The sequence below is a fragment of the Stenotrophomonas maltophilia genome (assembly GCF_047782825.1).
In the GTDB taxonomy this organism is placed as follows: domain Bacteria; phylum Pseudomonadota; class Gammaproteobacteria; order Xanthomonadales; family Xanthomonadaceae; genus Stenotrophomonas.
This window is the reverse complement of sequence record NZ_CP180589.1, coordinates 4,602,310-4,621,106: the sequence shown is the minus strand read 5'-3', so window position 1 is coordinate 4,621,106 and position 18,797 is coordinate 4,602,310. Positions and strand designations below refer to the sequence as shown.

The following is an 18,797-nucleotide window of genomic DNA, read 5'->3' as shown; positions in this document are numbered from 1 at the left end:
ACCCCCAGCGCCGGCAAGCTGACTGCGCCTTCACGCTGGCCGTACGCGCGCGGATCGTGCAAGCTCCACGGTCTGTGTTCCACGGAAGCTCCTGATGCCGTATCCCACCCGCGCCCTGGCCGCCGCCATCGCCGCGTTGTTCCTATTCAGTGCCGTGCCGTCGGCCGAAGCAGCGAAGAAGAAGGCCAGCCGCCCCGCCGCCGCGCAGACCCGGCAGGCCGCCAAGCCGAAGGCCAGGCCCGCGCGTGCCACGCCGGCACGTGGCAGCACTGCACGCCGCGCCGCCGCCCGTCCGGTCGCCCCGGCCCGCGCCGTACCCAAGCAGGTGCAGCTGGAGCGCCTGTACGACGAATACTGGGAAGCCTCGATGCGGTTGAACCCGCTGCAGGCCACCTTCCAGGGCGATACCCGCTACAACGACCAGCTGCCCAACATCCTGTCCGCCGCCTGGCGCCAGCAGTCGCACGACTTCACGACCGAATGGCTGGGCAAGGTCGAGAAGGTCGGCAGTGACGGCCTGCAGGGCCAGGACCTGCTCAGCTACGAGATCTTCGTGCGCGATGCCCGCGCCTCGCTGGCCGCAGAGCGCTACCCCAGCTGGATGATGCCGATCAGCCAGTACTACAACATCGGCAGCATCATGGCGATTCTCGGCGCCGGCGCCGGTGCGCAGCCCTTCAACACGGTGAAGGACTACGACACCTGGTCACGCCGTTCGCTGGGCATCCCCGACCTGTTCAACCAGGCCATCGACAACATGCGCCAGGGCATGAAGGCCGGCGTGGTGCAGCCGCGCGACCTGATGGAAAAGGTGCTGCCGCAGCTGGATGCGGTGATCACCCCCAGCGCCGAAGAGAGCATCTTCTGGTCGCCGATCCGCACCATGCCCAGCGATATCCCGGCCGAGGAAAAGGCGCGCATCAGCGCTGAATACAAGCGCATGATCGAACTGCGCATCATGCCGGCCTACCGTGCCCTGCGCGGCTTCATCGCCACCGAATACCTGCCGGCCACCCGTGCCAGCAGCGGCCTGGGCGGCCTGCCCAACGGCCAGGACTGGTACGCCAACCTGATCGTGCAGACCACCGCCAGCGACCAGACGCCCGCGCAGCTGCATGCCCTGGGCGAACAGCGCGTGCAGGAACTGAGCGCGCAGATTGCCGCCGTGATGAAGGACAACAAGTTGCGCGGTTCGCAGAGCAAGCTGCTGAAGAGCATGCGCAGCGACCGCCAGTTCCAGTACGGCGATGGCGAAGCCCTGCTCAACCGCTACCGCCAGGTGCAGCAGCAGGTCTCCATGCGCCTGCCGCAGGTGCTGGACACGCTGCCCAAGGCCACGCTGGAGATCCGCGCGGTGGACCCCGAGCGCGCGATGACCGCCGCAGCCGCCGCGTATCAGCCCGGCCCGGCAAACCAGCCGGGCGTGCTGGCGGTGAACACCCGCGACCTGCCCAGCCGCAAGCGCTGGAGCGTGCCGGTGCAATACCTGCATGAAGGCATTCCCGGCCACCACGTGCAGCTGGGCCTGCAGCAGGAGCTGGCCAAGCTGCCGCGCTTCCGCCGCCAGGGTGGCGACGTCGCCTTCATCGAAGGCTGGGGCCTGTATGCCGAAACCCTGGGCGAGGAACTGGGCGCCTACAACGATCCCTACGACCGCATCGGCTACCTCTATTCGCGCCTGGTGCGCGCCGCCCGCGTGGTGGCCGACACCGGCGTGCATGCACAGGGCTGGAGCAAGCAGCAGGCGGTGAGCTACCTGCAGAAGTCGGTGGACATGAGCGCCGACGATGCCAACGCGGAAGTGGAACGGATCATGGCCCAGCCCGGCCAAGCGCTGTCCAACGTGGCCGGCCTGACCCGCATCATCGCCCTGCGTGACAAGGCCAAGGCCAGCCAGGGCGCCGCGTTCGATCTGCGCCGCTTCCATGCCGAAGTGCTGAAGGACGGCTCGATGCCGCTGGACGTGCTGGACCACAAGGTCGAGCGCTGGCTGGCGCAGCCGGCCGCAGCGGCCACGCCGGCACCCTGACCGCTGCCGGGCCAGCATGCGCGCCGCCCCTGCCCTGTTCGCCGCACTGCTGGCCCTGCTGCCGCCGACCGCTTCGGCGGCGGCAGCGGTCGCACCACCCGACACCGGCATTGACGGCCTGATGCAGGCCTACGATGGCCAGGTACCGGGTGCCGCCGTGCTGGTGCTGCTCGACGGCCGGCCGGTGTTCCGCCGCGGCTACGGCCTGGCCGTGGTCGAAGATGCCACCGCCGTCACCGCAGCCAGCAATTTCCGCCTGGCCTCGATCAGCAAGCAGTTCACCGCCGCAGCGGTGCTGCTGCTGGTGGAGGACGGCCGCCTGGCACTGGACCAGCCCGCCCACCGCTGGCTGCCCGAACTGCCCCCTGCCGCTGCAACCATCACCCTGCGCCAGCTGCTGTCCCACACCAGCGGCCTGTTGGATTACGAAGACCTGATGGACCCGGCCGACACCCGCCAGGTGCACGACGCTGACGTACTGGCCCTGCTGGCGCGGCAGGACCGCGTGAACTTCACCCCTGGTACGCGGTACCGCTACAGCAACAGCGGTTATGCGCTGCTGGCACTGATTGTGGAACGCGCCTCGGGCATCGATTACGCAAGCTTCCTGCAGCAGCGCATCTTCGCCCCGCTGGGCATGGCCCATAGCGTGGCCCACCAGGACGGCGTGGACGCCATCGCCGCGCGCGCCTACGGCTACAGCTGGATCGACGGGCACTGGCAACGCACCGACCAGAGCACCACCAGCGCCGTGCTGGGCGACGGCGGCATCTATGCCTCGCTGGACGACCTGGCCCGCTGGGACGCCGCGCTGTACGACAACCGCCTGTTGTCGGCGGCATCGCGGCGGGCGATGTTCAGCCCGGCCACCGCCACGCCCGAGCCGGACGTACCGCACTACGGTTTCGGCTGGCGCCTGAACGGTCGCGCGCAATGGCACAGCGGCGAAAGCATCGGCTTCCGCAACGTCATCCTGCGCTATCCCGACAAGCACCTGACCGTGATCGTGCTGAGCAACCGCAACGCCCCTGAACCCTATCCGCTGGCGCTGAAGATCGCCCAGCGCTGGCTGGACACCCTGCAATGAACGACCCCACCGCCCTGCTGGGCATCCATCACGCCGCACTGATCTGCAGCGATTACACCCGCTCCAGGGACTTCTACGTGCGCATTCTTGGCCTGCGCGTACTGGCGGAGAACCACCGCCCCGCGCGTGATTCGTGGAAGCTGGACCTGGCCCTGCCCGACGGAGGCCAGCTGGAGCTGTTCTCCTTCCCCGCCCCGCCCCCACGCCCCAGCCGCCCCGAGGCCCAGGGCCTGCGCCACCTCGCCTTCCGCGTCGCCAAGCTGGAACCGTTCATCCAGCGCCTGGCCGACCACGGCGTGGCCTGCGAACCCATCCGCGTGGACGAATACACCGGCGCCCGCTTCACCTTCTTCGCCGACCCCGACGACCTGCCGCTGGAGCTGTACCAAGTCGGTTGATCCGGCCCCGTGCCGACCAACGGTCGGCACCCACCATGGGCAGCGGGAAACTGTCAGAGGTGGGGCGGTGTGGGCTTGCAGGACCGCAGGCGCCATGGACGGGTTTACGGCGTGTCCTGCAAGCCCACACCGCCCCGCCATCCCACGGAAAGCCCGCTGTTGCTGTTGCTCTTGCTGTTGCTTCTGCAGGTGCAGGGCTGCAAGCCCTGCAAAGCCCCCCCCCTTCCCCATACCCCGCCGAATGGGTATACAGTCGCCCTGTACCGGCAACGTGCCGGAATGAACCCTGGGAGGGGACCATGCGCAAGACCTTCAAGACCCTGTTGCTGGCACTGCCGCTGTGCCTGGCCGCCCTGTCGGCCCAAGCCGCCGACAGCGCCGCCGGCCGCTGGAAGACCATCGACGACAAGACCGGCAAGGTGAAGTCGATCGTCGAGATCAGCCAGGCCGCCAACGGCGCGCTGACCGGCAAGGTGGTCGAGATCCTGCACTCGGACAAGGGTCCCAATCCGATCTGCGACGGCTGCGAAGGCGCCAACAAGAACAAGCCGGTGAAGGGCATGACCATCCTGTGGAACCTGTCGCAGGACAAGGGCAGCCACAGCAAGTGGTCCGGCGGCACCATCCTCGACCCGGCCAACGGCAAGACCTACAAGTCCAAGCTGGAACTGCAGCCGGGCGGCGGCAAGCTGGACGTGTCCGGCTGCATCGCCTTCATCTGCCGCACCCAGACCTGGGTCCGCGAGTAACGCCTCCGGCCAGCGCAGCACCTCCGTGACCCGGCCCCGGCCGGGTCACCTCGTTGCAGGCATGCGATAATCTGCGGTTCCCCTCGGCTGCACCCCGCGACCATGACCCGTACCGCGCTCGTCACCACCGCCCTGCCCTACGCCAACGGCCCCCTGCACCTGGGCCATCTGGTCGGCTACATCCAGGCTGACATCTGGGTGCGCGCGCGGCGAATGAGCGGCGGCAAGGCCTGGTTCGTCTGCGCCGACGACACCCACGGCACGCCGATCATGCTGGCGGCGGAAAAGGCCGGGGTCACCCCGGAAGCCTTCATCGCCAACATCCAGGCCGGCCATGAGCGCGACTTCGCCGCCTTCGGCGTGGCCTTCGACCACTACGACTCGACCAATTCGGCGGCCAACAAGGCGCTGACCGAGCAGTTCTACCTGAAGCTGGAAGCGGCCGGCCACATCAGCCGTCGCTCGGTGGCGCAGTTCTACGACCCGGCCAAGGGCATGTTCCTGCCCGACCGCTACATCAAGGGCATCTGCCCGAACTGCGGCAGCGCCGACCAGTACGGCGACAACTGCGAAGTCTGCGGCGCCACCTACAACCCGACCGACCTGAAGGATCCGAAGTCGGTGATCTCCGGCGCCACGCCGGAGATCCGCGATTCGGAACATTTCTTCTTCGAGGTCGGCCGTTTCGAAGGCTTCCTGCGCACCTGGCTGGCCGGCGACGTCGCCCTGCCGGGTGTGAAAGCCAAGCTGATGGAATGGCTGGACGCTGACGGCGGCCTGCGCGCATGGGACATCTCGCGCGATGCGCCATACTTCGGTTTCGAGATCCCGGGCCAGCCGGGCAAGTACTTCTACGTCTGGCTGGACGCGCCGATCGGCTACCTGTCCAGCTTCCAGACCCTGTGCGGCAAGCTCGGCGAAGACTTCGAATCGCACCTGCGCGAAGGCACCAGCACCGAACTGCACCACTTCATCGGCAAGGACATCGTCAACTTCCACGGCCTGTTCTGGCCGGCGGTGCTGAACGGTACCGGCCACCGCGCGCCGACCCGCCTGCACGTCAACGGCTACCTGATGGTCGACGGCGCGAAGATGAGCAAGTCGCGCGGCACCTTCGTGATGGCGCGCACCTTCCTCGACGCCGGCCTGGAGCCGGAAGCCCTGCGTTACTACTACGCGGCCAAGACCAGCGGCGGCGTGGACGACCTCGACCTGAACCTGGGCGACTTCGTGGCGCGCGTGAATGCCGACCTGGTCGGCAAGTTCGTCAACCTGGCCAGCCGCTGCGCCGGCTTCATCAGCAAGCGCTTCGACGGCCTGCTGGCCGCACAGCTGCCCGACGCCGCGCAGTACCAGCGCTTCGTCGATGGCCTGGCACCGATCCGTGAAGCCTACGAGCGCAACGACCCGGCCGCCGCCATCCGCCTGACCATGACCCTGGCCGACGAAGCCAACCGCTACATCGACGAGGTCAAGCCGTGGGTCATCGCCAAGCAGGAAGGCGCCGACGCGCAGCTGCAGGCAGTGTGCAGCCAGGGCCTGAACCTGTTCCGCGTGCTGGTCACCGCACTGAAGCCGGTGCTGCCGGCCACCGCCGTGCAGGCCGAGGCCTTCCTGGCCGCACCGGTGAATGACTGGACCGCACTGGCACAGCCGCTGCTGGGCCACCGCATTGCCGAATACACCCCGCTGTTCACCCGTATCGACCCGAAGAAGATTGACGCCATGATCGACGCCTCCAAGGACACCCTGCAGCCGGCCGCCGCTGCCGCCCCTGCCGCGAAGACCGAAGCCGCCAAGCCGGCCGCCCCGGCCCCGGCCAAGGACGCAGCGAACAGCGCCGACGCACCGGCCACCATCGGCATCGATGATTTCGCCAAGCTCGATCTGCGCATCGGCAAGGTGCTGGTGTGCGAGTTCGTGGAAGGCTCGGACAAGCTGCTGCGCTTCGAACTGGACGCCGGCGACCTGGGCAAGCGCCAGATATTCTCCGGCATCCGCGGCAGCTACGGCGAACCGGAAGCTCTGGTCGGCCGCAGCGTGGTGTTCATCGCCAACCTGGCCCCGCGCAAGATGCGCTTCGGCCTGAGCGAAGGCATGATCCTGTCGGCCGGTTTCGACGGCGGCGCACTGGCGCTGCTGGACGCCGACAGCGGCGCACTGCCGGGCATGCCGGTCCGCTGATGCCTTGTGGGCGCGGTCACCGCCGCGCCCCTCCACGCAGACCGCCACGGAAGGCATCGCCATGGGAGAGAGCAGGATGGAGCTGGCGCTGTTCGATTTCGACCACACCGTCACCACCTGCGATACCTATGGCCGCTTCCTGCGCCGCGTGGCCACGCCCGAACAGCTGGCGCGCGCGTGGTGGAAGGTCGGCCCCTGGCTGCTGGCCTACCGCCTGCGGATCATTTCAGCCGAACGCATCCGCGCGCGGGTGACCCGGCTGACATTCAGCGAACGCCACGCCGATGACATCACCACGCTGGCCACCGGCTTTGCCCGCGAGTTCCTGCCCGATGTGATCCGACCGGAAATGCTGGAGCAGATCCGCTGGCACAAGGAGCAGCAGCACACCGTGGTGATCGTGTCCGGTTCGCTGGACCTGTACCTGCGGCCGTGGTGCGAACAACTGGGCCTGCAGCTGATCTGCAACCGACTGGAAAGCCAGGATGGCCGCCTGACCGGGCGCTACGCGGGCGGCGACTGCGGCCCGCGCAAGGTCGAGCACATCCGCCGCCAGTTCGATCTGTCGCGCTACCTGCGCATCCACGCCTACGGCGACAGTTACGAAGACCGCCCGATGCTGGCCCTCGCCCATGAGCGCTGGTACCGCGGAAAACCCCTGAAGTGATTCCAACGCGCAGCCTTCGCCACGCATGAGCCTGATCCCGCCCCTGACCGAACGCCTGGACCGCTTGCTGCCGCAGACCCAATGCGGGCAATGCGGTTACGACGGCTGCCGCCCGTATGCGCAGGCCATGGCGCGCGGTGAAGTTGGCGTGGACCGCTGCCCGCCGGGGGGCGATGCCGGCGCGCGGGCCCTGGCCCAGGTGCTGGGCGTACCCGCCGTGCCGTTCGACCGCATGCGCGGCGAACACAAGGCCGCACAGGTCGCCGTCATCATTGAAGCCGACTGCATCGGTTGCACCAAATGCATCCAGGCCTGCCCCGTGGACGCCATCGTCGGCGGCGCCAAGTACATGCACACGGTGATTGCCGATCTGTGCACCGGCTGCGAGCTGTGCATCCCGCCGTGCCCGGTGGACTGCATCGACCTGGTGCAGCTGTAACGGCCTGTGCCGGGGTCGGATCCCTTTCCAGAGGAAAGGGCTCTGACCCCGCTTCATGCAATCCCGGCTTACGGCACCGCCGCCGTGATCACGATCTCGACCTTCCACTCGGCATGCGCCAGCTTCGCCTCGAACGTCGCACGGGCCGGCGTCGCACCGTCCACCACCCACTCATCCCACGCCTTGTTCATGCCATCGAAATCGGCAATGTCGGCGAGGAACACCTCTGCGCGCAGTACGTGCTGGCGATCACTGGCCACCAGCGCCAGCAGTTTGTCGATCTCCGCCAGCACCTGCCGGGTCTGCCCGGTGATGTCCTGGCTGGTGTCTTCCGGAATCTGGCCGGAAAGGTAGGCGACCTTGTTGTGAACGGTCATCTCGGACATGCGCGGTCCGACGTCGTAACGCTCCATCATGGGCGTGGCTCCTGCGGGTGGACAGGCCTTCATTCTCACCCAGCGCGGGCCGGAAATGTGTACCGGTCGCGGTTGTTCAATGCCGCCAATCGCCGCACAGCGCCGGTGCTGGTCAAATGCCGGCGACAGGCGCACGATGCGCCACGTTCACGTTGACACCACCCTCGCCCCAGCTGACGCACCCTTGCGCCGATGACCCAAGCCCCCGACCCCGCCACCGCTTCCTCCACGCCAGCCTGGAAGCGGGTCCTGACCATCGTCATCCCGCTGCTGATCCTGGCACTGGCCCTGCACGGCCTGGCCAATGAATTCGACGAGCATGGCTACCGCGCCATCCGCGAGGCCTTCCACAACCTCACCGGCGCGCAGATCGCACTGACCGTCCTGCTCGGCCTGGCCAGCTACGCCTGCCTGATCGGCTTCGATGCCATCGGCCTGCGCCGCAGCGGCATCCGTGTGCATCCCGCACGCGTGGGCATCACCGCCTTCCTCGCCCACACGCTGGGCCAGACCGTCGGTTTTGCGGCCCTGACCGGCGGTGCGGTGCGCCTGCGCGGCTATCGCAGCGCGGGCCTGGATCTGGCCCAGATCGGCCAGGTGGTGCTGATGAGCACGCTGGGCTTCATCTTCGGCGCCTGGCTGCTGATCGGCATTGCGCTGTGCATGGAACCGGCCGCCGCTGCGCTGGCCCTGCCGTTGGACCCGGCTGCGGTGCGCGTGGTCGGCATCGTGGCCCTGCTGGCCTATGCGGCCACCGTGCTGCTGGTTGGCCGTGAAGGTCGCCAGTTCAACATCTTCGGCCACGGCCTGTGGCTGCCTGATCGCCGCACCATGCTGGGCGTCACCGCGCTCAGCGTGGTCGAGCTGGTGCTGGCCAGTGCCGCGTTCTACGTGCTGCTGCCCGATTCCACGCCCACCGGCCTGCCTGGCTTCGTCGGTCTTTATCTGGTGGCCGTGCTGGCCGGCCTGGTGTCCACGGTGCCGGCGGGCCTGGGCGTGTTCGAGTGGAGCCTGCTGAAGCTGCTGCCGCAGGTGGCACCGGCCGCCGTGCTCGCCGCCGCGCTGATCTACCGCGTTACCTATTACGTGCTGCCGCTGCTGCTGGCGACCCTGCTGGCCCTGGCGCCGGCGCTGCGGCAGCCGCTGCAGGCCAGTGCCGGCGCCACCCGTGCCGGCTGGCACGCACTGCGCCCGTGGCTGCCGCAGATCATCGCGCTGGCCGCCTTCAGCATCGGTGCCGCGCTGGTCATCGACGGCACCCTGCCCACCCCACGTCGCCATCTGCTGAACGCCTCGCTGCCGATCCTGGAAACCTCGCACCTGATCGGCAGCCTGGGGGGCGTAGCCCTGCTGCTGATCGGCCAGGGCCTGGCCCGGCGCAGCCATGCCGCATGGATGCTGGCCATGGCCGTGTGCGTGATCACACCACTGCCGCTGTGGCTGCGCGGTGGGCAGCCGCTCATCGCCGTGTCCGCGCTGCTGGTGGCGATGGCACTGTGGGCCGCCCGCCGCGAGTTCTACCGCCAGGGCGCGCTGCTGGATGAAGCCTGGTCGTGGCCGTGGCTGCGCAACCTCGGCCTGGTGCTGGTGGCGGTCACCTGGCTGCTGTTCTTCACCTACAGCCATGTCGAATACCAGAACGAGCTGTGGTGGCAGTTCGCGGTGTCGGGCAATGCGCCGCGTGCACTGCGCGCGTTGCTGGTGGTGGCCATCGCCCTGGTCATGTTCGGCCTGGCGCGCCTGCTGCACAGCACGCGCAGCCCGTTGCCGGCCGCCGACAATGCCACGCTGCAGGCGCTGGCACCGGTGCTGGCTGGCGCCACCGATACCCAGGCCTGCCTGGTGCTGACCGCCGACAAGGCGGTGCTGCGCGATGAAGCGCAGCAGGGCTTCGTGATGATGCAGCGCTACGGTGGCTCACTGATCGCGATGGGCGACCCGGTGGGCCCGCCGGACGTCGCACGCGCGCTGATCTGGCGCTTCCGCGAGGAAGCCGATCGTCTGGGCCTGCGCCCGGTGTTCTACCAGGTGGGCGAAGCCTACTGGCAGACCTACCTGGACCTGGGCCTGGGGCTGGTGAAGCTGGGCGAAGAAGCGATGGTGCCGCTGCACGACTTCGGCCTGGAAGGGCGCGAACGCGCCGACCTGCGCCAGGCCTGGAACCGCGGCAAGCGCAGCGGGCTGTCGTTCCGCGTGGCGCCGGTGGAAGAGATTCCCAGCCTGCTGCCGCGGTTGCATGCCATTTCCAACGCGTGGCTGGATGACAAGGCCGGCGACGAAAAGGGTTTCTCGCTGGGCAGCTACGATCCCGATTACCTGGTGCGCTTCCCGGTGGCCCTGGTTGAAGCCGAAGGGCAGATCGTGGCCTTCGCCAACCTGTGGCAGGCCCCTGCTGGCGCCGAGCTGTCGGTGGACCTGATGCGCCACGTCAACGAGGCGCCGAAGGGCACGATGGATTTCCTCTTCATCGAACTGTTCCTGTGGGGGCGTGCACAGGGCTATGCGCGTTTCTCGCTGGGCATGGCACCGCTGTCCGGGCTGGCCCAGCATCGCCTGGCCGGGCGCTGGAACCGGCTGGCAGGCCTGCTGGCACGGCATGGCGAACGCTTCTATGGATTCAGCGGCCTGCGCCGCTTCAAATCGAAGTTCGACCCGCAGTGGCGCCCCCGCTACCTGGCGGCCCCCGGCGGCATGCACCTGCCGGCCGCGCTGCTGGACGCCACGCGATTGATCTCGCTGGATCCGCGGCGCGGGTGATCGGGGGGGGGGCGCCGGGCATGGCCCGGCGCAACCGTGCGGCTTACACGCCGCCCTTGAGAATCACCTCGGCCAGGCGATCGTAATCACCGTTGAAGTGATGGTCGCCCGGCAGCTTCACCTTCTTTACGCCCTCGCTGGCCGGCAGGTCCGGACACAGTGCGTCGTCATCCTTCTCGCCATACACGCACAAGGTCTTCGCAGCCGGCAGCTTGGCCACTTCCGGGGCGATCGGCTGGCCACCGCCCCCACCGCCCAACCAGTTGGTGACGTGGAATTCGAAATCGGCCTTCCTGCCCACCGACAGCAGCGCGATGCGCTCCAGCCCGTCACGCGTGGCGGCATCGAGCTGGTTGATGGTTGCCGGCAACACGTCGGCACCCTGCGAGAAACCGATCAGCATCACCTTGTCGCGGTGCCACTGCTGGCGGTAGTGGTCGATGATCTTCTGCAGGTCCTCTGCAAAACCCTTCGGCGTGCGCTCGCTCCAGAAGTAGCGCAACGAATCGATACCGACCACGGCTACCCCATGTTCGCTGAGCGAAGACGCCACATCCTTGTCCAGACCGGCCCAGCCGCCATCGCCGGAAACGAATATCGCCAGCGTGTCACCGTTGCCGGCAGCCGGCACTTCCACCACCGGCAACCCCTTCAGTACCGCAGGCGGCGGCGCCAGGCTGACGCCGGCCTGCGCCCCCACCACGCGCGCGGCAGCCACCAGGCCCGGCGACGCATCGCCGCGGGCGCTGCGCTTGAACTCACGCGCCATCGCAACCTGCTGCACGAACGCACTGGCAAGGCCGGCCTTGCAACCCTGGTCGCCGGCCGCGCTCAGCCACGGGAAATTCAGTTCGGTCGGCTGCAGCCGGTTGTGCTTCACGCCATCGCCGCAGACCATGCGCTCGTGCGTGTGGTCCGGGCAGAAGCCGGTGGTCAGCAGGCCGGCAAACACATGGGTGTCGGCCTGCGCCGCTAGCGAATAGGCCAGTTCGGCGCCCTCGCCATCACCGCCTACCAGCGGCAGGTGGTAGCCCGGCAACTGCAGGTAGGCCTGCAGCCAGCGCGAGAAATTCTCGACGTCGCCGGCGCCGAACGAACAGGTCGGATCGCCTTCACGTTTGAGCACGCCACGCAGGTGGGCGATGTCCACCGCCGCCACCAGCGCACCATCGGCACGCAGGGCCTCGATCGGCAGCCGGCTGGTATCGCCCCCCGCAGTGGGTTCATGGAACCAGATGACCACCCGTTGCGGAGTGCCCGCCGGCATGTGCACCGGAATCTGCTCGAACCGCCCGTGGCTGAACTGCTGCACGCTCGCCGCTGCCATCGCCGGCAGCGCGGCCAGCGCCAGCACCACACCCATTGCCCTGCCCAGCCCCGCACGCTTCATATCGCATCCCCGGTGGAATGCGCACACGATACGCCGCCACCGCGTGCACGGCACGTACCGGTGCAGGCCGTTGGGGTTTCAGTCGGATGCGATGCGGCGGCCGCGCCAGTACAGCACCACCGCCAGCCACAGCAGCCAGCCGACGATCACCACGATCACCAGTTTCTGGCCCAGGCCACGCGGCGGGCCCGCGCGCCACAGCACATGCAGCCACAACAGGGCGAAGGCCAACCACGCCCAGCCCCACAGCAGGGCCGCACTGCGCTGCCAGCCCGGCTCGCGGCGCAGGTACCACGCCTGCAGCAGCATGCCCACGCTGGCGCACAGGAAGGCAGTGTTGGCCGCCAGGCCGTGTACCAGCGGCGCGACCAAGGGCGCTGCATCGGGCAGCCAGCTGTCACCGATGGATACGGTGGCCAGGCCAAGGGCCGCCACAGTGAACAGCAGCGGTGCCGCCGCGCTGCGCCGCGGCCCCACGCTATGCCGGTACAGCGCGATGCCCAGCACTGCGATGGACAGGGCCAGCAGGCAATAGGCGCCGCGCAGGGCCAATCCCCACGGGCCGTGCAGGTACAGGCTCAGTGTGGCCTGCACCCAGTCCAGGTCAGCGCGCGCGAACTGGGTCCACACGGCGGTGGCAAGGAACAGCAGCAGGGCCACCACCGCCAGCGCGGCTGCGGGGCGCGCAGGTGTCACGGCGTGGCCTGCGGATGGCGGGCCTGCCACTCGGCCAGCGCCTTGCGGTAGCGCTGCAGCTCTTCGCTGTACAGGTCCAGCACGCACAGTGGGCAACCACTTCCACAGCACTCGTTGGGGCCGGGTTCTTCCGGCGGCAGCGGGCGCGGATCGGGGTCAGGCAGCGGCTGGGGAACGGGTACGGGGTCGGTCACGGGTGGGCACGGCGTTGCGGTCGGTCAGGCCCCCAGTGTAACGGCCCGGCTCAGGCCCCCAGCTGCCGGCGCAGGTTGGCACGGGCCGCCGCATCCAGACGCTGGTGGAAGAACTCACTGAGAAAAATGCGCGGCGCGCGCAGCAGCCCCTGCAGGAAGCGACGGCGGCCGGCGCGGTACAGGAAGCCCGGCACCACGCCCTGGTATTCCTCGGCCACGCCGCGATCGTAGGCGGCAAACACCGGCTCGGGCGCGGCCAGGATGGCCATGTCGCAATCCAGGAACAGGGCCGCTTCGGCATCCACATCGTCCGGCCCCAGCTCGCCATGGCGCGCGGTCAGCAGGATCAGCTTCTCGACCCGCGCTGCATCCACCCCGGCCAGCGCGGGTGCATGCGCGATGGCCTGCAGTGCCAGCGCGGCCGAGCGCGCCTCGTTGTCCTTGCGGCCGGCCTGGTAGATGGCATCGTGGTAGAGCACGGCCAGGTAGACCTCGGCGGGCTGCTGCCAGCCGGGGCCATCGGCCACCTCCTGGCAGTGCTGCAGCACCGCGCGCACGTGGCCGAAGTGGTGGTAGGCACGCGGCGGCGTGGCATAGGCATCCTGCAGCGTCTGCCACTGCGCCGGAGCAAGCGGGATCGGGGCGAAGTCCATGCAGCGATCATCCTGCCAGCGACCGCGCCGGGCAAGCTGGACAATTTTTCACCAGCCACTCACATCGCTTGCGGGGCAAGGCTGCGATGCGGTTGTCCACAGCTTTGTCGAGGGCTGGTCCACACCACGTGTGGATGAACCGGTGACCGACCGGCGGTAGATGCGGGGCCCTTGCCGCGGGTCTACACTGCCGCCAGGCGGGAGCGCCCGCCGTCGCCGGGAACCGCCATGCGCCGTCTTGCCGCTTGCTTCCTTGCCCCGCTGCTGGCGATTGCCGGCACGCCCATCGCCCAGGCCCAGGAGCCGCCACCGCCGGCCCCCTATGTGGCGCCTGCCAAACCGCCCAGCGTGGCCACCGTGCCAACACCGGAACAGGTGCTGGCCATTCCGCCGCAACTGCGGCAGATGCTGCAGAAACAGGTGATCGCCCGCCACAACGCGCGCGAACAGCGTCTGCAGGCGCTGGTCGAAATGATCTTCGGTGCGCAGGCACTGGACCTGCAGTACGACCCCAACGCGACCTACACCGTATCGGAGATCTGGCAGAACCGGCGCGCCAACTGCCTGGCCTTCACCCTGCTGTTCGTGACCCTGGCCCGCGAGGCACGCATCCAGGCGCGCGTGCAGGAAGTGGACCGGGTGGTGTCCTGGTACCAGGACCAGAACCAGGGCGTGGTCTACAGCGTGGGCCACGTCAACGTGGGCGTGCTGGTGGAGGGCCGCAACGGCACCGTCGATCTGGACCGCAACATCCTGTACGACCGCCGCGGGCCGCATCCGATTACCGGTGAGCGGGCGCTGGCGCACTTCTACAACAACCGCGGCGCCGAACGCATGGCGGTGGGCGACCTGGTGGGCGCGCGTGCGTTCTTCGATGCGGCACTGGCCCAGGATGCGGATTTTTCGGCCACCTGGAACAACCTGGGCGTGCTCGACAGCCGCCAGGGCGATCTGGCCGGCGCACGTGCATCGCTGGAAAAAGCGCTGCGCGTGGACGACCGCCAGGACGCGGCGTTGACCAACGCCAGCGTGCTGTACCGCCGCCTGGGCCTACCTGCCCAGGCGCAGGCACTGGAACAGCGACTGCAGTCGGTGCAGCGGGTGGATCCCTTCGTGCAGTACATGCAGGGCGCAGCGGCCGAGCGTCGTGGCGATCTGGCCACGGCCATCCGCTACTACCGGCGCGCGGTGCAGCTGTATGACAACGCGCACCAGTTCCATTTCGGGCTGGCGCGCGCGTATTTCCTCAGTGGCCAGGTGGCTCGTGCCGACCGCGAACTGCTGCGCGCGCGGTCGCTGGGTGGAACCACCGAACAGGCGCGCTATCAGGCCAAGCTGGACAGCCTGGCGCGCCTGCGCACCCAGCAGCAGGCGCGGCGCTGAAGGCGATCAGGCCTTCTTGAGGAAGCAGGTCTTCAGCACCAGCCCCTTGATCTTGTCCGAGTTGCCTTCGATGTGTTCGGCATCGTCCTCGACCAGGCGGATGTTGCGGATGACGGTGCCCTGCTTGAGCGGGATGGAGGAGCCCTTGACCTTCAGGTCCTTGATGACGGTGACCGTGTCGCCGGCCTGCAGGGTATTGCCGTTGCTGTCACGCACGACCAGCGTCGAACCGGCGCCCTCCTCGGCGGTCCATTCGAAACCGCAGTCGGCGCAGATCCACAGCGCGCCATCGGCATAGGTGTTTTCCAGGGTGCACTGCGGGCAAGCGGGAGCGGACGACATCAGCAAGTACCTCAAAATGAATCAACAACCGCCATTGTAACCGGCTGCTGGTTCTGCTCATTTTTCCGGTGTGGCGCCTCCGTGTCATGGCCCCTCGCCTCTCGACAGTTTCCCGCGCCGGCGGCCGGAAAAATCAAAAGCCTGGGCTGCGGCGTTGCTGTCTGTTTCCGCGGCGCGGGGAACTGTCATGGCGGCGTGGGGAGGGGCGGACGGGACCGTAGGCGCCAAGGACGGCGCCTACGAGCTACATGGACGTATTTACCGCGTGTCCCGTCCGCCCCTCCCCGCGCCGCCCGAGCGGTCCAAGGAGGCGCTGAACCCACCCGAAGCCAACAGGAACTTGCAGGAAGGCCCGAACTGCAGCAGAGTGCGCGGCCCCCGCCCGCCCCCGGATCCTCACCATGCGCCTCGGCATCGACTTCGGTACCAGCAACTCCGCCGCCGCCATCGTCCGTGATGGGCACCTGCTGCCGATCCGCTTCGGCGACGCCGAACAGTTCCGCACCAGCGTGTATTTCCCCGGCGTGGTGCCCGACCCGGACGACTTCCAGCTCGACGCCGGCCAGGAACACGAACTGCAGCAGATGATCGACAGCGCCGCCCGTGCCGCCCGCGCCGCCGGCCAGGAACGCACCCCGCAGGCGCTGCGCCGAGAAGCCCTGCGCGCCCTGCGCCGCGAATGGATGGAAGCCCGCGCCGGCAAGGAGCGCAGCGCCAACGACCTGCTGCAGAACGCCATCTACGGCGATGACGCCCTGGAAGCCTATTTCGAGGAACACGAAGGCAACCTGGTGCAGAGCCCCAAGTCGATGCTCGGCTACAACCTGCACCCCCGCGCCAGGCAGACCATCACCGGTATCGCCGCGCACATCCTCGAACATATCCGCCTGACCGCCAGTGCCCAGCTCGGCCAGCCCCTGCGCGCGGCCCTGCTCGGCCGCCCGGTGCAGTTCCGCAGCTCGATCGGCGCGGCCGGCAATGACCAGGCCCTGGAGATCCTGCGCGAGGCCGCCACCCAGGCTGGCTTCGACCAGATCGATTTCCTCGAGGAACCGGCCGCAGCGGCCATGCACTACCACGCTGAAAGCCGCGAACGGCACCAGGCGGTCATCGTCGACATCGGCGGCGGCACCACCGACATCGCCCACGCCGAAGTCGGCGGCGATGCGCCGCCGCGCATCCACCGCGCCTGGGGCATCGCCCGCGGCGGTACCGATATCGACCTGTCGCTGAGCCTGTCCAGCTACATGCCGCTGTTCGGCCGTGGCATCACCCGCGTGCCCGCGCACCACTACGTGGAAGCGGCCACCGTGCAGGACATGACCCGCCAGCGCGACTTCCGCCAGCACAAGTACGACCACGTGGACGACCCGTGGGGTGCGCGCCTGCAGGCCCTGCAGGACACCGGCAACACCGCGCGCCTGTACCGCGATGTGGAACGCGCCAAGATCGCCCTGAGCAGCACCGACAGCCATCGCAGCACGCTGGACTACATCGCACGCGACCTGCACGCCGACAGCAGTGCCGAGGGCCTGGCCACGGCCGCCTCCGGCTACCTGGCACAGATCCACGAACTGCTGGCCCAGGTGCGCAGCGATATCGGTGGCGACCCCGATGCGGTGTTCCTGACCGGCGGCATGTCCCGCGCCGGCTACCTGCGGCAGGCCGCGGCCGAGGCCTTCCCGGGCGCCCGCATGGTCCACGGCGAGCCCTCGCTGGGCGTGGTCCAGGGCCTGGCGCTCGCGGCAGCCAGCCGGGATTAACAAAACGTTACGCGGAGTTTGCTACCCTCGGTAGGCTTGATACAGGCCCTACCTTCCGCCGGCTGCGCCGGTGTGTGCACCCCGGGTATGGCCCGGCCCGTTCTGCGGGCCTTGCGGCCATGCCTTCTGGCTCGTTCATGGTCCGCGTACTACCCGAGCCGCCATCGAGACCCGCTTTGGGCACCCGCCAGGCCCCTGTGGCCGCACAATCCGAGCAAGCCCCTGCACCCATCGACTGCCGCCGTTGTGACGCAGTCTGTTGCCGGTTGCCAGTGCTGCTGCAGGCCGGCGATGACGTGCCCCGCCAGTATACCTCGCGCGACAGGCACGGCCGTGCCGTGATGGCGCGCAATGACGAGGGCTGGTGCGCGGCGATCGATCCCTATCACCTGCGCTGCACGATCTATTCGCAGCGCCCGGCGATCTGCCGCCAGTTCTCGATGGGCGGCGATGACTGCCGCCGCGAGCGGCAGGATTACCTGCGCCAGGCTGATGCCTGGGCGCTTTCCTCCCCTTCCACCTGACAGGAGCAACCATGCCCCGCAAGGCAAAGACCCCCGCGAAGGCTACCAACAGCATCCGCAGCGAACGCAAGGGCGCGGCCGCCAGCACCACGGTCAGCAGCGATTCGATTGCGTCCGATCTGGCCGCGTTCCGCAAGAGCGGTGGCAAGATCGAAGTGCTTGGCACCACCTGGTCGCTGAAGAAAGCCAGCTGACCCACCCTGTCCGCGGCGGCGTTGCCGCCGCGGCCTGCCGGGCCGCGCTCAGCGGTCCAGGCTCACCCGTACACTGCCCGAATGCGACTGGATGCGGATGTCACCATCGCCGCCACCCAGCTTCGTATCCAGATGGCTGCCCGGGCCATAGCGTGGCCGCTCCACGCTGCCGGCATCACTGTTGATCGATCCGCTGAAGCTGTTCACCGACAGCTGGGCCGACACCTTCACCGGCAACCGCAGGTTCACCGAGGCACTGACCGATTCGACGCTGATGCGACCGCCCGGCGCCAGACCGCTGGTGGCCAGGTCGATGCCGCCCGATACGGTTTCCACCGCCAGGCGCTGGATGCGACCTGCGTCCACCCCGACCCGGCCGGACACGGTCTGCGCGCCGATATCCCCCGACACCCCACCGCCGGCCTCGATCCGGCCACTGACCGTGTTCACGTCCAGGCGCGGCGTCTGCAGCCTGGCGATCACATTGCCACTGACCGTATTGAGCTTGCTGTCGCCACTGCGGCCGGCGGCGCTCAGGTTGCCGCTGACCGTATCGGCCTGCAGGCGTCGCACATCGATGCCACTGATGTCCTGGTTGGCACTGACCGTGCTCAGCAGCAGTTCCGAAGAGCGCGGCACGTTCAGCACCAGGGTGGCACCACCATTGTTGTTGCGGCGCGGATATTCCACTTCCCAGCGCACACGGTTGGCGCTCTTTTCCTGGCGCAGCTGCAGACCATCGCTGAGGCTGCCGGTCAACTGCACTTCATTGCGGTCCCAGCCGCGCACGGTGACCTTGCCGGCCACGTTGCTCAGCTCGATGCGGCCGCCGCTGGCCAGCGTGTGGCGTTCATCGACACGGGTATCGGCCAGTGCCAGCGACGGCATCAGCAGCATGGCTGCGCAGCAGGTAAAAAAGGTTCGCATCGGGG

The 18,797-nt window shown here is 68.4% G+C and carries 19 protein-coding genes; 12 read left to right on the top strand and 7 right to left on the bottom strand.

Annotated elements, in window-relative coordinates:
- Window positions 1-94 precede the first annotated feature (94 nt).
- The 7 genes from ACM2ZB_RS21115 (at window position 95) to rnfB (ending at window position 7,553) form a co-directional block, all read left to right on the top strand.
- Entirely contained in the window at window positions 95-2,029 is a 1,935-nt protein-coding gene (locus tag ACM2ZB_RS21115; RefSeq protein ID WP_416056861.1) for a DUF885 domain-containing protein, read from the top strand.
- Window positions 2,030-2,045: 16 nt separating this feature from the next.
- Window positions 2,046-3,116: a serine hydrolase domain-containing protein gene (locus ACM2ZB_RS21110; RefSeq protein ID WP_416056860.1), complete on the top strand. Its 1,071-nt coding sequence runs from the start codon at window positions 2,046-2,048 to the stop codon at window positions 3,114-3,116.
- Complete coding sequence (locus tag ACM2ZB_RS21105) at window positions 3,113-3,514, top strand: VOC family protein (protein ID WP_416056859.1); 402 nt, start codon at window positions 3,113-3,115, stop codon at window positions 3,512-3,514. Before ACM2ZB_RS21110 ends, ACM2ZB_RS21105 begins: the two co-directional genes overlap by 4 nt.
- A gap of 299 nt (window positions 3,515-3,813) precedes the next feature.
- Entirely contained in the window at window positions 3,814-4,263 is a 450-nt protein-coding gene (locus ACM2ZB_RS21100; RefSeq protein ID WP_416056858.1) for a DUF2147 domain-containing protein, read from the top strand.
- Between the two features lie 102 nt (window positions 4,264-4,365).
- Window positions 4,366-6,447: a methionine--tRNA ligase gene (metG, locus tag ACM2ZB_RS21095; RefSeq protein ID WP_416056857.1), complete on the top strand. Its 2,082-nt coding sequence runs from the start codon at window positions 4,366-4,368 to the stop codon at window positions 6,445-6,447.
- Between the two features lie 76 nt (window positions 6,448-6,523).
- Entirely contained in the window at window positions 6,524-7,114 is a 591-nt protein-coding gene (locus ACM2ZB_RS21090) for an HAD family hydrolase (RefSeq protein ID WP_313442656.1), read from the top strand.
- A 25-nt stretch (window positions 7,115-7,139) separates the two neighbouring features.
- Window positions 7,140-7,553, top strand: a complete 414-nt coding sequence (gene rnfB / locus ACM2ZB_RS21085) for an Rnf electron transport complex subunit RnfB (protein WP_416056856.1) — start codon at window positions 7,140-7,142, stop codon at window positions 7,551-7,553.
- 68 nt (window positions 7,554-7,621) lie between these two features.
- Here rnfB and ACM2ZB_RS21080 read toward each other — a convergent pair whose 3' ends face one another.
- On the bottom strand, window positions 7,622-7,969 hold the full coding sequence (locus ACM2ZB_RS21080; RefSeq protein WP_313442627.1) for a RidA family protein: 348 nt from the start codon (window positions 7,967-7,969) through the stop codon (window positions 7,622-7,624).
- Between the two features lie 192 nt (window positions 7,970-8,161).
- Here ACM2ZB_RS21080 and mprF point away from each other — a divergent pair, with 192 nt between their 5' ends.
- A complete protein-coding gene (mprF, locus tag ACM2ZB_RS21075; RefSeq protein WP_416056855.1) occupies window positions 8,162-10,726 on the top strand; it encodes a bifunctional lysylphosphatidylglycerol flippase/synthetase MprF in 2,565 nt (854 codons plus the stop codon).
- A gap of 43 nt (window positions 10,727-10,769) precedes the next feature.
- Here mprF and ACM2ZB_RS21070 read toward each other — a convergent pair whose 3' ends face one another.
- The 4 genes from ACM2ZB_RS21070 to ACM2ZB_RS21055 form a co-directional block, all read right to left on the bottom strand.
- On the bottom strand, window positions 10,770-12,116 hold the full coding sequence (locus ACM2ZB_RS21070; protein WP_416056854.1) for a virulence factor family protein: 1,347 nt from the start codon (window positions 12,114-12,116) through the stop codon (window positions 10,770-10,772).
- Between the two features lie 78 nt (window positions 12,117-12,194).
- On the bottom strand, window positions 12,195-12,812 hold the full coding sequence (locus tag ACM2ZB_RS21065) for a DUF998 domain-containing protein (protein ID WP_416056853.1): 618 nt from the start codon (window positions 12,810-12,812) through the stop codon (window positions 12,195-12,197).
- On the bottom strand, window positions 12,809-12,976 hold the full coding sequence (locus ACM2ZB_RS21060) for an oxidoreductase-like domain-containing protein (protein WP_313442658.1): 168 nt from the start codon (window positions 12,974-12,976) through the stop codon (window positions 12,809-12,811). The genes ACM2ZB_RS21065 and ACM2ZB_RS21060 overlap by 4 nt, the downstream gene beginning before the upstream one ends.
- 80 nt (window positions 12,977-13,056) lie before the next feature.
- Window positions 13,057-13,659, bottom strand: coding sequence for a hypothetical protein (locus ACM2ZB_RS21055; RefSeq protein ID WP_416056852.1), 603 nt, complete (start codon window positions 13,657-13,659; stop codon window positions 13,057-13,059).
- Window positions 13,660-13,887: 228 nt separating this feature from the next.
- On the opposite strand from ACM2ZB_RS21055, the gene ACM2ZB_RS21050 reads away from it, so the two are divergent.
- Complete coding sequence (locus tag ACM2ZB_RS21050; protein ID WP_416056851.1) at window positions 13,888-15,042, top strand: transglutaminase domain-containing protein; 1,155 nt, start codon at window positions 13,888-13,890, stop codon at window positions 15,040-15,042.
- Between the two features lie 6 nt (window positions 15,043-15,048).
- Here ACM2ZB_RS21050 and ACM2ZB_RS21045 read toward each other — a convergent pair whose 3' ends face one another.
- Complete coding sequence (locus tag ACM2ZB_RS21045; protein WP_014038055.1) at window positions 15,049-15,384, bottom strand: zinc ribbon domain-containing protein YjdM; 336 nt, start codon at window positions 15,382-15,384, stop codon at window positions 15,049-15,051.
- A gap of 401 nt (window positions 15,385-15,785) precedes the next feature.
- On the opposite strand from ACM2ZB_RS21045, the gene ACM2ZB_RS21040 reads away from it, so the two are divergent.
- The 3 genes from ACM2ZB_RS21040 (at window position 15,786) to ACM2ZB_RS21030 (ending at window position 17,865) form a co-directional block, all read left to right on the top strand.
- Window positions 15,786-17,147 carry an Hsp70 family protein gene (locus tag ACM2ZB_RS21040; RefSeq protein WP_416056850.1) on the top strand — a complete coding sequence of 454 codons (1,362 nt, stop codon included), beginning with the start codon at window positions 15,786-15,788 and terminating at the stop codon, window positions 17,145-17,147.
- Between the two features lie 272 nt (window positions 17,148-17,419).
- The gene (locus ACM2ZB_RS21035) at window positions 17,420-17,671 is read left to right on the top strand and encodes a YkgJ family cysteine cluster protein (RefSeq protein ID WP_416056849.1); all 252 of its coding nucleotides are present in this window, start codon (window positions 17,420-17,422) and stop codon (window positions 17,669-17,671) included.
- Window positions 17,672-17,682: 11 nt separating this feature from the next.
- On the top strand, window positions 17,683-17,865 hold the full coding sequence (locus ACM2ZB_RS21030; RefSeq protein WP_108765867.1) for a hypothetical protein: 183 nt from the start codon (window positions 17,683-17,685) through the stop codon (window positions 17,863-17,865).
- A 48-nt stretch (window positions 17,866-17,913) separates the two neighbouring features.
- Here the strand turns inward: ACM2ZB_RS21030 and ACM2ZB_RS21025 are convergent, their stop codons facing one another.
- Window positions 17,914-18,792 (bottom strand): DUF4097 family beta strand repeat-containing protein, encoded by an 879-nt coding sequence (locus ACM2ZB_RS21025; protein WP_313442645.1) that lies wholly within the window; start codon window positions 18,790-18,792, stop codon window positions 17,914-17,916.
- Window positions 18,793-18,797 lie beyond the last annotated feature (5 nt).